Annotated in this window: 9 protein-coding genes and 1 pseudogene; 8 read left to right on the forward strand and 2 right to left on the reverse strand. The window is 35.7% G+C overall.

All coding sequences use genetic code 11. The features are described from left to right. Positions 1–3: 3 nt before the first annotated feature. Together AAGD51_RS05145 and AAGD51_RS05150 are read right to left on the reverse strand one after the other, a co-directional pair. Positions 4–1,986: a hypothetical protein gene (locus AAGD51_RS05145; protein WP_341810390.1), complete on the reverse strand. Its 1,983-nt coding sequence runs from the start codon at positions 1,984–1,986 to the stop codon at positions 4–6. 173 nt (positions 1,987–2,159) lie between these two features. Then, a complete protein-coding gene (locus tag AAGD51_RS05150) occupies positions 2,160–4,121 on the reverse strand; it encodes a heme lyase CcmF/NrfE family subunit (protein ID WP_006279652.1) in 1,962 nt (653 codons plus the stop codon). Positions 4,122–4,289: 168 nt separating this feature from the next. On the opposite strand from AAGD51_RS05150, the gene AAGD51_RS05155 reads away from it, so the two are divergent. The 8 genes and pseudogenes from AAGD51_RS05155 (at position 4,290) to AAGD51_RS05190 (ending at position 14,850) form a co-directional block, all read left to right on the forward strand. Further along, on the forward strand, positions 4,290–5,531 hold the full coding sequence (locus AAGD51_RS05155; RefSeq protein WP_236515001.1) for a hypothetical protein: 1,242 nt from the start codon (positions 4,290–4,292) through the stop codon (positions 5,529–5,531). A gap of 122 nt (positions 5,532–5,653) precedes the next feature. After that, positions 5,654–6,979 carry a dihydroorotase gene (locus AAGD51_RS05160; RefSeq protein WP_077188568.1) on the forward strand — a complete coding sequence of 442 codons (1,326 nt, stop codon included), beginning with the start codon at positions 5,654–5,656 and terminating at the stop codon, positions 6,977–6,979. A gap of 198 nt (positions 6,980–7,177) precedes the next feature. Then, entirely contained in the window at positions 7,178–8,362 is a 1,185-nt protein-coding gene (locus AAGD51_RS05165) for a dicarboxylate/amino acid:cation symporter (protein ID WP_341810391.1), read from the forward strand. Between the two features lie 3 nt (positions 8,363–8,365). Next, positions 8,366–8,962: an orotate phosphoribosyltransferase gene (pyrE, locus tag AAGD51_RS05170; protein ID WP_006279657.1), complete on the forward strand. Its 597-nt coding sequence runs from the start codon at positions 8,366–8,368 to the stop codon at positions 8,960–8,962. Positions 8,963–9,067: 105 nt separating this feature from the next. Beyond that, positions 9,068–10,897: a translational GTPase TypA gene (typA, locus tag AAGD51_RS05175; RefSeq protein WP_065094924.1), complete on the forward strand. Its 1,830-nt coding sequence runs from the start codon at positions 9,068–9,070 to the stop codon at positions 10,895–10,897. Positions 10,898–10,959: 62 nt separating this feature from the next. Next, positions 10,960–11,205, forward strand: a pseudogene (locus AAGD51_RS05180) (PD-(D/E)XK nuclease family transposase); the annotation flags it as partial. Positions 11,206–11,642: 437 nt separating this feature from the next. Next, the gene (locus AAGD51_RS05185; RefSeq protein WP_173862872.1) at positions 11,643–11,786 is read left to right on the forward strand and encodes a hypothetical protein; all 144 of its coding nucleotides are present in this window, start codon (positions 11,643–11,645) and stop codon (positions 11,784–11,786) included. A gap of 388 nt (positions 11,787–12,174) precedes the next feature. Then, on the forward strand, positions 12,175–14,850 hold the full coding sequence (locus AAGD51_RS05190; RefSeq protein WP_082246123.1) for an ATP-dependent Clp protease ATP-binding subunit: 2,676 nt from the start codon (positions 12,175–12,177) through the stop codon (positions 14,848–14,850). Positions 14,851–14,858 lie beyond the last annotated feature (8 nt).

Genomic DNA, 14,858 nt, shown 5'->3' on the forward strand with positions numbered 1-14,858 from the left:
AGCTTATCCCCCCCTTGCTATGTTAGCAACGCAACCTAAGCTAGGTTCCTTCATAGCAGTGTTAGGTACACTGCCATATCTTTCAAAACTTTCATGCTCTATAGCTTCCTCAACACTTTTTCCTCCTAAAAGACAGTTTTCCCCTAAACTTTTTCCCCTATTTTTTAACTCATTAAGCCTTGCTCTGTTTTCCCCATCAATCTCCACTTTTATTTTATTGCTGCCTTTCTCACTAGGACTTAGATAAATACTTATCTCTCCTACCTCAGTAGTAAAAGACATTTCAATACCACCTTTTGAGACATCCATGTAATTTCTTTTTCCCCCTATTTCTTCTACATTTTCAACTCTTACTATACTTTCTCCAATTTTGAGTATGCCAACTCTGAAATTTAAGTCTTTGGCTTTTTCATTGTTTAGGATTTCTGCAACTTCAACAATACTATCTTGCGAGTACTCTATACAAAAATATCTATTATCCTTGTCTACTCCTAATACATTTTGAGTCTGCTTGCTTTTGTTTACAATACTTTCATATGCTAAACCTTTTAGCTTGCTTTCAATTTCCTTACATTTCTCAGAAAGACCATCATCAAATCCATTACAAGTAACTATCTGCTCAAACTCATTCCCATCGAAAAAATTATGGCGTTTTACCTTCCCACCTTCTAACAATAAATTACTAACAATGCTTTTGATAATGTCCTCTTCGGACACTTCATTTTTTTTGTTACAGTTTTGATCTTCACTTTCTTTGTTACAGTTTTTATCTTTACTTTGATAGGGAAAGTTATCAAATACAAAAGTGTTACTTCTGTTACTTATATGACTACCACTAGTAAGATCTTTTATTTCTTCAAATACTGTATTTGTTACAGTTTTGTTACAACAACTACATTTTAAATTTAACATTACTTCTTTTTCTAAGTATTTAGCTACTATGCACTTAATACTTTCTGGAGTATTTTTTATATCTTTTTGTTCATTTTGTTCTGTTATACCTCTCACCTCCCCACAGCATTTATCAATCAGATCCTGTTTACTTTGAGTTAACGACATTTTTAGTTTCATAAAAAGTGAGTCTTTTAGAAAAGGATTATCATCTTCTGAATCCAAATCATCTGTTAACTCCATTGAATCAAAATTACCTGAGCTATAGTACGAACCCTTTTTTGAGTCCGAACTATCTTCTGAGTTCCCATCACTATCTAACCAATTGTCAACTTTCGGAAATTCTGAGCTTTTCTGTTCACCTTCAAAAGTCTGATTACTACCACCAGCGCCCTTTGTCAAATTTTCTTTACTTTCACAAGAACCATCTGAACCATAGCCCTCATTCCCTTTTGGATCTGAATCATCTGGATTACAATCAGAAGTTATTTCTGTATCTTCAGAAATCTGTTGATTATCACTTTCACCTAACAAACCACCATTTGTTGGATTACATACATTTTCTGTATATTTTTGATTATTTTGTGCTTCTATTTTCTCCTTTTCGTACAACAGTTTAAACTGATCCTCATCGTCAGAATTGTGACCTGAATCACAAATTACATGATCATTGCAGGTAGAATTATGCTCTACTGAATCAGTACTTTCAAAAATTTGTGGATTATTACTTCCGTCTGGCAAATTACCTGATAAACCAGTCTGATGATTATTTTCACCTACCCAACCATCAGTTGTTGTTGGAATATATATTCCTGTATATCTTTGGCTATCAAGAGAATCATTAGTTAATTGTACTGCTGTATAAGTTGTCCGGTCATCCTCATCATCGGAACTAATACCTGAATCATGGCCATCACCTTCTTTAATCTTTTGAGTTTCTATATCGTGTTCATTTATTTCGCTCGACGAATCATAGTTGGAAGGGTTATACTGTTGATTAGGACGTTTAAAAATTTGACGCCAATCGCTGTAAGGCTCCTTAAAATCGAAAGCAGTGCGTATAACTTTTTCCTTGCCTGATACCCCACCATTCATATTGTATAACCATTACTCACTAATCCCTTAGTGAATATCGTAATATATAGGTCTGTCAATAAAAAAATATAACTTTCTTTGGTTCTAACCTTTGCAAATCAGTATCTATAGCCCGGTAATTTCTCATATATTGCACTCTGGACCTAGGAGCGTTGTTAATAAATCCACGACAGCTAGACAACCTTCGCCCGTTTACTAAAAGGAAAAGCAGCAAAGAGCGAACCAAAAGCGATGAGAAAGGATCCAAGCCAGATTATAGACATTCCAGGTTTATAGTGCACTTTAGCTGCAATTTTGCTCTTACTCTTATCAATCTCTCCAATTACAACATAAATATCAGAAAGCAAATTGTGGTAGATACTGCTTTCAACATTTTTTTGACCTTCCGCAAGGTAAAATCTATATTCAGGGGTCATCTCACCTAATATCTTATTATTCAGCAAATTCCTGATATACATTGTACCTCTCACTGCATGGAAATTTTTTTCTTTTATTAGCTCAATATTTCGTAAAGTAACTTTAAATTTATTGACTGTTATGCTATCCCCTATTTTTAAGTAATTTTCTTTTTTCTCCTGCCAACCAACCGAATATGCTATACCAAGCACTAGAATTGCCACTCCAGCATGAGCTGCCATCATTGCATAGTAGGATTTAGAAACTTTTCTTGCTAATAAAATTGATTCACCAAATGCTACCTTAAATAAACAAATTCTTTTACTGTATGCTTCTAAAACAAAGATTAATAATGCTATGGAGATAGTAATTGATAGCACAATTATTAGCTCCATGTGAAAAATAAACGGCAAAATAGCTGCAGCACTACAAAATGAAAATCTATATTCACGGAATATTGGCAATAGACTATTTCCCTGCCAACTGCAGTATTGCCCAATTATCGTGAGGGCTAGAATAGCCAGTGCAATAGGATTAAATAAAGAATTGTAATATGGTGCTCCAACTGAAATTAATTCACCGGTTAAATATTCGAGCACTGTAGGGTATAAAGTGCCAACGAACACAATGAAAAAGGCAGTGATGAATAATAAATTGTTCATCAGCATCATCGTAAGGCGTGAAAAGAATCTTCTACCCTCTGTCACTTGAGTAGCAGGTTTCTTTTCAGATTCCAGTGTCAAGCATTGGAATGACATCGCAGACGTGTGATTTTTTCTCGTAAATACTACAAATATTACTAAGCTACTGACTGTAATTACACCAAGTAGAGCTAATATATACAGTCCATACCTTGGATCATCTGCAAACGTGTGCACTGAGGTGAGTATTCCTGAGCGGACTAGAAATGTTCCAGTCACACTCAATATAAAAGTTGTAAGCGTAAGTAAAATAGCAAAGTTCTTTAAAACATTGAAATTCCGTACCACGAGCAACAAATGTGTCAGCGCTACTGCAATTAGCCACGGCATCAAAGAAACGTTTTCCACTGGATCCCAAAACCAAAATCCACCCCACCCAAGTTCGCGATATGCCCACCAGCTACCCAAGCTGATGCCCAAAGTGAGCAGCGACCAAGAAATAAGTACCCAAGGCCTGACAATTTTAGCCCAAACATTTCCTTCAACTTTTGCAATTAATCCAGCTATAGAGAGCGAAAAAGGAACGCTAAACCCAAGGTACCCCAAATATAATATCGGTGGATGAATAGCAAGGCCTATATCTTGCAATATCGGATTAAAACCAAGACCATCTTTTTCAACGCTTGGCATTTTAGTGAAGGGGCTGGATTCAAGTAAAGTGAACAGTAAAAAACAAAAGCAAATCAAGCCTTGGGTGATCAAGGATACTTTCTTCAATTTACTGTCGTTATCAGTAAAAATATCCATCAGAAATAGGTAAAAGGTAAGCACTAATGCCCAAAGCAACATGGACCCTTCTTTATTTCCCCAAACACCACAAATCTTGTAGATCAAAGGTTTTGTTGTGTGTGAGTGGTAGTATACGTTTTCAAGTGAAAAATCATTTGTAATGTGGCAGTAGATCAAAATAGCCATTGACGCTGATACACAAAAAAATATGGCAGTGGTAATAAACCGACAAGAACTAAGCGGTAAAAACAAATATGTCAAAGACAATAAGCAGGCTAGCAATAGCAATATATTCCCAAGTTCAGGCATAAAAAATTATAGTTTTTATATAAACAATATTACTGATGACAAGTAAGAAGTTAAAGTGTTAATTGATGCTAGCATAATGCTCCCGTAGTTAGCTGTGCTAGTATTAATTAAAAATTAAATATTAAATCTTTATACTTTTATAGATAGCGTTAATATTGAGGTAACATTGTGGGTACAACTAAGATTAGTAAATTTCCATTCAATATAAAAGGTAAAGTGGCAAAACAACATGCCGAACCAATAATCGAAAAAAATCTCTATACTATTTTAGGATTCAAAGATATAGAAGATTTTGAAAATAAGACAAGTAAACTTGTTAATAAAAAAGTTTGGCAATCATTTGTTGACTGCTTTGCAAAAGAAATAGATTATGCAGCAACCGAAGAAGTTGTAAAAAACATCGTTTGTAACATTGCAAAGAGTGATCAAGGTAATGCTTTTACCAAAACTGAACATCTCATATTAAATGAAAAGCAAGATAATAAAAAGAGAGAAAAAGCGATTAGAAAAGCTATTAGTATTTTGAGAAAAATCAATCCAGAAAAAGCCTTTAATGAACTTTCAGTAATAAAAAAACAAGCTGAAGATTTTTTACAAACCGATTTTTGTAAAGCACAGAGTAAATCACTTCAAGGATTTGCTCCCTCTGGTGGACAGCTCTTTGCGGAAACTCTGAAATATATAGAAACACTAGAAAGATTATCCGAAGTAAAAAAAGAAGGGCTAGTTAGAGATTTCTTGTTAAATCATGTTAGTTTATTGAATAAAAAGTATCCTAAATCACAAGGTAAAAGGGAAGATGCTATAACAATACTATCAAGTGATGAGTTGAAGAATTTTTACAATAAAGGTGTAAAAGAAGGAATGTTACAACCAATGGCATCTTACAAAGGATGCAGAAACCTGTATGACAAAATGAACCAGATAAAAAATGAATCCAAAAGTATAATTAAAAGAGAAGAACGGGAAGAAAATTTAAAGAAAATAGATAAGTCGATAATCAGCGCAATTAATGACGTAAAAAAACATAGAGAAGCAATCCTTAACTGTAAAGACTTTCAAAATTCTTACATAAAAGAGAAAAAAGAACATCCATTTAGAGGCAACGCATGTCAAAAAATGATTGATATATATCAAGAGAGAATTGTTGGATATCAGGAGAAAATTCGTCAAAACTTAAACCAAATAAAAGCGATATTAAAAAGTGCGCCGCAAGAAATGGATGATGTGGAAGAATTCGAGGAAATAATTGATGATATACATGAAGCAAAGCAGTGTGATGAAATTTTTGATTCAGCTTTAATTTGTTTATCGAACATACAGAATGAGCTAGATATTCAGCTGGAAAATCCTTCAACAGAACTCAGAGCTTCACACATTAACGTTAAAACTGAGCTAACTAGGTTATAAGAACCAAATCTTTAGGATAATGAAAGCACTTTAATTCAAGACAGCTCTTAGTCTGTGTTTTAATTTGGTTGTGTTTTATTAAAAAAACTTTAGATTTATTTTATAATCGATACTCAAATATAATGACTCAAACTTGGGATTTGTTGCAAACAGGGCAAAAGGAAGGCTATAAAATTGCGTATACTAATGCTCGTATTATCGACCCGGAAACTAAACTTGATATAAAAGGTTCATTATTGACTGAAGGGGATAAAATTGTTGACTTTGGTGAATCATTATTTTCAACAAGTGGAGTTGATGAAACAATAGACTGTAAAGGGCTTGTTCTAATGCCAGGCCTTATTGACATTCACGTACATTTTCGTGAACCAGGCCAGGAACATAAAGAAACTATATATACAGGCAGCAAATCTGCAGCTGCGGGGGGAGTTACAACTGTAGTTTGTCAGCCAAACACTGTTCCAGCAATTGATAGCGTTATTTTGGCTAAATATTTGAAATATAGAGCACTTGAAACTTCACATGTAAACGTTGAATTTTACGCTAAAATCACCACTTCGGAAGAAAAGTTGACTGAAATGGCACTTTTAAAGGAAGCAGGTGCGGTTGGGTTCACTGATGATGGCATGCCAGTTATGAACCCAATGATTATGAGACAGGCACTGCTTTATTCAAGTATGCTGAATGTCCCTATTGCTCAACATGCAGAAGATTTAAATTTATCTGCTGGTGGCGCAATCAACGAAGGTAAAATTTCTGAAGAATTGGGAGTAAAGGGGATCTTGAGTGCGTCAGAATCGGTTATGGTAAATCGTGATATACTGCTAATGAAGGATATGGAAAATGTGCACTACCATATTCTACATGTCTCTTCAAAAGATTCACTTGATGCTATTAAACGTGCAAAAGATTTGGGATTAAATGTTACGTGCGAAGTAACCCCTCATCACTTCACTTTGACTGAAGATATAGTAAAACAACATGGGGCAATTGCAAAAATGAATCCGCCGCTTCGCACTGAAGAAGATCGTTTAGCTATGGTTGAAGGTTTAAAGACAGGTGTGATTGATTGCATTGCAACTGATCACGCTCCGCATGATCGTAGTTCTAAAGATCTACCACTTGAAAATGCTGCATTTGGTATTGTTGGTCTTGAAACAATGCTGCCCCTTTCACTTGAACTCTATCACAGTGGGCAAATGGGTCTACTTGATGTGCTTGCAAAATTGACATATAAGCCTGCAGATATAATACACATACCACGTGGTCGTATACAAAAAAACCTTGCTGCAGACTTAATTTTAGTTGACCTCAATCATGAATGGGAAATTAAAACTGACAACTTTGCTAGTAAATCAAAGAATTCTCCTTTCGATGGTCGCAAAGTAAAAGGACACGTAGTACGTACTGTTGTGTCCGGCAAAACTATATACTCGCAGAAGAGTTAGTTATCATATCTTATCTATTCCAATTTGTTATCACCAGAATGGGCTAAGTGCACCTAAATTTAAATTAAGAAATCTTACACTGTCTCCGAATAAACACATCCTCTTATCTTTCCCTAATCTGTAAAGTTATTTTGTCTATCAATCTGATTCCAAAACAGCAAAATTATTGTATAATGTTACTTTGAAGTTTTATTTTCAATGTACAAGTTTGCAATACTTTTTTCTATACTGCTTGCAATAGTTGCTTACTACCTAAACAATGAAATCATATTTGAAATAGCAAAGCTATTTAGTGATATCTTTATCAGCTTGCTCAAATTAATAAGCTTACCTCTGGTTTTTTTATCCATAGTTTCCACAATTTCCGGGCTCAAAGACTCAATTGAAATCAAAGTCTTAGTTAAGAAAACACTATTTTATACTCTGCTTACAACTATTATAGCTGCGTTTGTTGCATTATCGTTTTATTTGTTAATAGATCCAGCAAGAAAAAATTTCATAAGTAATACAATAGGGAGTATTAACAGCAATAACCACAGTTATTTTTCATATTTAAAATCACTCATTCCTTCTAATTTTGTGCAAGTTTTTCTTGAAAATAATATGATTGGTAGCATATTAATCGCTTTTTTGATGGGTGGAGCTATTGTTTCACTTTCAAAAGAAAAGCAGGATATATTATATCAAGTATTCTCTGCACTTTTTGATACGCTACTTAAAATTGCTCAAGGGTTATTAAAATTTATTCCGCTTGCTGTTTGGTCTTTTATTACTTGTTTTTTGCATGAATTAAAAGGCGGTAGTGAGTTCTACAATCTTTTATGGTATTTTGTTTGCATAATGTCTGCAAATTTTGTGCAGGCATTTCTGATTTTACCGCTATTTATGTGGTATAAAGGCATATCACCAATTCAAACGCTGAAAGGGGTTATGCCAGCACTCACACTTGCGTTTTTTTCTAAATCATCCAGTGCAACATTGCCAACAACTATAGAATGTGTGCAGAACAAGCTAAAGGTGCCAAAGAAATTATCGTCTTTTATTTTACCAATATGCACAACAATTAACATGAATGCATGTGCTGCATTTATACTAATCACTGTAATGTTTGTTGCAGAAATGAACGGATACGTATTTTCCTTAAGCGAAATGTTGATATGGATTTTTTTAGCTACAGGGGCTGCAATTGGTAACGCTGGAGTGCCGATGGGGTGCTATTTTATGGCAACCAGTTATCTCATGTCGATGAATGTTCCTCTGCATATTATGGGACTGATTTTGCCTATTTATACAATCATCGATATGTTTGAAACTGCAATAAATGTGTGGTCTGATGTTTGTATCACTCAGATAATTAATAAAGAATGTAATAGTGAAACTTAAAAAATGATATTAGACGAAAATAACCTAATAATAAAAGAATTTAAAGAAGCAGAAGCAATTTTGCATGGGCATTTTGTTTTATCATCCGGGCTGCATAGTGACACATACATACAGTGTGCGAAGATTTTTGAAAATCCAAGCAGAGCCATGAAAGTTTGCGCATTATTAGCAGATAAAATAAAAAAAGAATTAAATAGCTCCATAGATTTAATATTATCTCCTGCAATTGGTGGAATAATTGTGGGTTATGAGATTGGCAGGCAGCTTGGAATAAAGACAATGTTTTGCGAGCGCGTTAATGGTAAGTTTGAATTACGCCGTGGATTTAAGATCAAAAAGGGTGAGAAAATATTGCTCATTGAAGATGTAATAACCACAGGTAAATCTTCACTTGAAGCAGTGGAATGTGCAGAAGGGGAAGGAGGTAAAGTTGTTGCTGAAGCTTCTTTGATAAAGAGAAATAGTGAAACGAAACTGCCTTTTCCTGTCATATCTTTGATTGAACTGAACATCAAAAACTACAGCGAGGAAGAACTTCCAAGTGAATTAAAACAACTACCCATAACAAAACCTGGGAGTAGGGAATATTTAACAAAGTAATCCTATAATATCTTGGAAACACAGCATTTATACACAGCTTTAGTTATTTACTCCAAGTGTATTTTATGTATACTTATTACTAAATTAATTTTGAAATGATAGAAAATGAACGAATTTAAATCGATCCGAAATATAGCAATAATCGCACACGTTGACCACGGTAAAACTACTTTACTTGATAACATGTTAAAACAAAGTGGCACATTCCGCGAGAATCAAGAAGTTCAAGAACGAGTGATGGATAGTGGCGACCAAGAACGTGAGCGCGGGATTACAATACTTGCAAAATGCACATCAATAATGTGGGGTGATGAAAAAATCAATATTATTGATACGCCAGGGCACGCAGACTTTGGTGGAGAAGTAGAAAGGGTATTGTGCATGGCAGACGGCGTGTTGCTGCTGGTTGATGCTGCAGAAGGTCCCATGCCACAAACAAAATTTGTGCTCTCAAAAGCACTAAAAGCAAATTTGAAGCCAATTGTGATAATCAATAAGGTCGATCGACCAGACAGCAGAATTGATGAAGTATTAAATGAAATATATGAGTTATTTTTTAACCTTGATGCAACCAACGAGCAGCTAGATTTTCCAGTGTTGTATGCTTCAGGTAGAAATGGCTGGTGTGCTAAGGAGCTTTCTGATGAAAGAAAAGATTTAAGCCCATTATTTTCAACGGTTATAGATTATATAAAACCTTCTGTTTATAATCAAAATGCACCTTTTGCTATGTTGGTCACTCTACTTGAGTCTGATAAGTTTCTTGGCAGAATATTGACAGGAAAGGTTTATCAGGGCATTGCAAAAGTCAATTCAGATCTTAAGGTGCTTGACCTCGATGGCAAAGTAATTGAACGAGGAAGATTAACTAAGTTGCTCTCATTTTCTGGCTTGAAACGCATTCCAGTAGAACAAGCTGTGGCAGGAGACATAATTGCAATTGCAGGGCTTGAGGAAGCTTCAGTTTCAGACACTATAGCAGCACCAGAGGTTACAACTGCAGTAAGCTCAACTCCAGTTGATCCGCCGACAATGGCGATTACTCTGAGTGTTAATGATTCACCTTTTGCTGGGCAAGAAGGTACAAAGCTTACCTCAACTGCTATAAAGGATCGCTTATACGCGGAGGCAGAAACAAATGTTGCAATTACTGTGACTTTAGCACCAAGCGGTGAAGCGTTTGAAGTAGGTGGACGTGGTGAGCTACAGCTTGGGGTGTTAATTGAAAATATGAGGAGAGAAGGTTTTGAGCTTTCGGTATCACGCCCTCGAGTGCTATTTAAGGAAGAAGATGGCAAAAAACTTGAACCTATAGAGGAAGTAGTAATTGATGTAGATGATGAATATAGTGGAATCATCATGGAAAAACTCAGCTTCCGTAAAGGTGAAGTAACTGACATGAGACCTTCTGGTAATGGCAGGACAAGATTAACGTTTTTAGTGCCATCAAGAGGATTAATCGGTTATCAAGGAGAGTTTTTAACTGATTCTCGTGGCACAGGCATAATTAACCGTTTATTTCACAGTTATGCTCCACATAGAGGTCCAATTTCTGGAAGGCGCAATGGAGTTTTAATTTCTACAGATAAGGGTGAGGCTGTGGCATATGCAATTTTCAATTTGCAAGACAGGGGAATTATGTTTATTAAGCCACAGGATAAGGTATATTGTGGCATGGTTGTCGGCCAGCATAGCCGTGACAATGATTTGGAGATAAATGTGTTAAAGGGTAAGCAATTAACAAACGTAAGAGCTTCAGGTAGTGATGAAGCTATAAAGCTCACTCCACCAAAGATAATGACACTGGAGGATATGATAGCGTATATAGATGATGATGAATTGGTGGAAGTAACTCCAAAATCTATACGTTTACGCAAGAAATTCCTTGATCCAAATGAACGTAAGCGTGCAGGAAGGGCAAAGAATAAGGAGTAATCAGAGGTTGAACATTTGCGAAAAATAGTGTATAATTATTCGTCTCCTAATTGTATTTAATTATGGCCTTTTCGAAATTTCTCGATCCAAAAAACAATTTCGCGTTCAAGAGAATATTTGGCACTGAGAAAAATAAAGATATTCTCATTCACTTTCTCAATGATATATTGGGCTTCGCTGGCAAAGATGAAATAGAAGAAATAGAATTTCTCAGCACTATCATGGATGCTGAGATTGCCTCTAAAAAACAAAGTATTGTTGATGTTTTCTGTACTGATTCTGCTGGAACCCAGCTAATTATTGAAATGGTGCGACCTGAAAGTCTTCGGTCATATTGTTTAAAAGGAGAGGAATTCCTTCAGAAAGAAACTAAAAGAGTTCTAAAACTTATTAAACCAGATGTTTTGCCATCTGAGTCTACGCATCAATGCGAATCGGGTAACCGGTTGGTGCCAAGCGATGCGGACAATGAACCTCCTCTTGAAAAAGAAGATGCTCAATCGTGAAAGGAGCATAAACTACAAGCATCATGTGGTTGGAGAGCTAGGCTTAGTGGTATGGTGAACGTAAGTGAAGCTTCATAAGTATCGTAACGATTAAAGAGCTAAAGATGCTGATAAGCTCCGACCAAAAGGTAATGTGAAATTTTTCATTTCTGGATGTACGCAAATCACCGGTATAGAGAAGTCACCTAACCCACTGTTGTATGACAGAAGGAACAGGGTAAGCCTGTATTTCCGCCTATATGGCAAGCAAACCGCAAGGAACGCTGATGAAAATGCAGGTAAAGGATAATGGAGAAAGCGAATGCCATTTTGTAACGAAATGTATAGAATTTGTAACATTAATTCGCGTGAAAACGAGCAGATTTCCATTTGGTCCCTCGTGACAAGAAACTTTGTTAACCACTTGAGGTAGAGAAGCAGATGACCTTACCCACAGAAATGATGAAGAAATTAGGAATATTTTTTACAAAAAGGACAATACTAACAAAAGAACTTTATTCTATTTAGAATATAAAGTTACAATAAATTTTCCTGTCATCTCCAAATAAATTACATTAACTTAGTATTGTATATTGTTAATAACTTAAATAATACAACCATTTTCAGCAACAAAAACCAAAGGTCTTGAGATACAAGATATTTGTATGGTTACTATGATAGTTCCTTTTTTAAGAAAGTTTTAAATTTTATACCTAACAATAAACAACTTTAGGTTTAAATTTATGAAATCAGTTGTTATATACATCAGCAAATACGAATTTAACTGGTGTTATGGACTTAAATAAATTTACCGAAAAAGCAAAAAGTCTAATTCAAAGTGCTCAAATGAAAGCGTTGGGAGCTGGGCATCAGATTTTTATGCCTGAGCATTTACTAAAAGTGATGCTTGAAGATGAATCAGGTTTAGTTCAGGATTTGATAAACGCTTGTGGTGGAAGTGTGCAAAGTATTTCTGATGCTGTGGATAGCGCAATAAAAAAGTTGCCAGTAATTGAAGGTCCAGGAAGTGGTGGCCTTCAACTTTCAAGAGAAATAGCAAAAGTTTTTGAAGATTCAATTGGTATTGCAAGAAGAAATAAAGATTCATTTGTTGCTGTTGAGCGTTTACTACAGGGCCTCACTGCACAAAAAGATGATACTGTAGGCAAAATTCTGGCAGAGAATGGTGTGACTCTACAAAAACTGAACTCAGTTATTGCAGAAATGAGAAAGGGCAGCAGTGCGGACTCGCCAAACAGTGAGGAAAAATTAAACGCGGCAAAGAAATATACAAAAGATGTTACAGAGCTTGCTATGCAAGGAAAGCTTGATCCTGTAATTGGTCGTGATGAAGAGATCAGAAGAACTATGCAGGTATCACTGAGGCGGACAAAAAATAATCCAGTGCTGATCGGTGAACCTGGTGTTGGAAAAACTGCAATAGTTGAGGGGCTTGCAAATAGAATTGTTGCAAACGATGTGCCACTTGGTTTGCATGATGCAAAGGTCTTAGCTTTGGATCTTGGAGCACTAATTGCTGGCACTAAGTTTAGAGGAGAGTTTGAGGAAAGGTTAAAAGCAGTGATTAATGAGATTTCGAGAGCGGAGGGAAAAATTATATTATTCATCGATGAATTGCACACTTTAGTTGGAGCAGGAGCAACAAGTGGTGCAATGGATGCCTCGAATCTGCTGAAGCCTGCTCTTGCGCGTGGAGAAATTCGCTGTATAGGAGCCACAACTTTAGATGAATATCGTCAGCATATAGAAAAAGATCCTGCACTTGCAAGGCGTTTTCAGCCTGTGTTTATCTCTCAACCAACTGAAACTGATACCATTTCAATACTCAGGGGTTTGAAGGAAAGATATGAGGTGCATCATGGTATAAGAATTACAGATGGTGCAATAATTGCTGCTGCAACGTTGTCCAATAGATATATAACAGATAGGTTTTTACCTGATAAAGCAATTGATTTGATTGATGAAGCAGCAAGCAGGGTGAGAATTGAAATGGATAGCAAGCCTGAAGTTATTGATGAACTTGAGAGAAAGGTTATACAGCTAAAGATTGAAGCAGAGGCTTTAAAAAAAGAAAGTGATGAAAATTCTAAACAGCGTTTAAAAAAGATAAATGAAGAGATCGAAAATCTAAACAGTAAATTTGCTGACTTGAACAGCAAATGGCAGATGGAAAAGAATAAAATAGCTAGAATACAAGAAACAGCCGAAAAATTAGATAACGCTAGAAAAGAGTTGGAATTAGTTCAGCGTAGTGGGAATTTGGGAAGAGCAGGAGAGCTGATGTATGGTGTGATTCCTCAGCTTGAGAATGAATTAAAAAATCAGGAAAAGGTTACTGATAGTTTCTTAAAGAAAGAAGTGACTGGAGATGATATTGCAAACATTGTTTCAAAGTGGACAGGAATTCCAGTTGATAACATGATGCACAGCGAAAAGGAAAAACTTCTCAACATGGAGAATGAAATAGGAAGAAGAGTAATAGGGCAGAAAGATGCAATAGAAGCGATAAGTAATGCAGTTAGGCGCTCTCGCTCTGGTGTGCAAGATACTAATCGACCTTTTGGTTCATTCTTATTCTTGGGTCCAACCGGAGTTGGAAAAACAGAATTGGCAAAAGCCCTTGCTGAATTTCTGTTTGACGATCAATCAGCGCTTTTGCGTTTTGATATGTCAGAATATATGGAAAAACATTCTGTTTCAAAGTTAATTGGCGCGCCTCCAGGGTATGTTGGCTATGAACAAGGTGGCAGATTAACTGAAGCAGTGAGGAGAAGACCATATCAGGTAATCTTATTTGATGAGATAGAAAAGGCAAATCCTGATATATTTAACCTATTGCTACAGATCTTGGATGAGGGTAGACTCACTGATAGTCATGGCAAATTAATTGATTTTCGCAATACCATACTGATTTTAACTTCTAACCTTGGTGCTGAGATAATGCTTAAAGGAGCAAAAGAAAATAGCCCTCTTGAAAAGCCCTCTGTCATCCAAGTAGCTGACACTGGGATCCAGGAAAAAAAGTGGATTCCAGCGTCACGCGCTGGAATGACATCGGAAGGAGGAGTTGCTAACTCTGTAAAAAGCGAAGTGATGCAAATAGTTAAATCAACATTTCGTCCAGAATTTTTAAACAGACTGGATGAAATTATTATATTTCACAGTTTAACCAGAAATGACATCTATAAAATTATAGATGTTCAATTTTCTTATTTACAAAAAACACTTGCTAAGCGTAAACTGAGTATAAGTTTGTCGCAGGAAGCTAAAGAACTAATAGCACAAACTGGCTATGACCCTGAATATGGAGCAAGGCCCCTAAAAAGGGTGATACAAGAGTGTATTCAAAATAATTTAGCTAAATTAGTTTTATCAGGGGAAGTAGTAGAAAATGATGAACTAATAGTGTACGCTCTTGATAATGAAATCTTAGTTAAAAAGGTTTAAGTTCACTG

Origin of the sequence: Wolbachia endosymbiont (group A) of Volucella bombylans (genome assembly GCF_964026965.1) — a bacterium.
Taxonomy (GTDB): domain Bacteria; phylum Pseudomonadota; class Alphaproteobacteria; order Rickettsiales; family Anaplasmataceae; genus Wolbachia; species Wolbachia pipientis.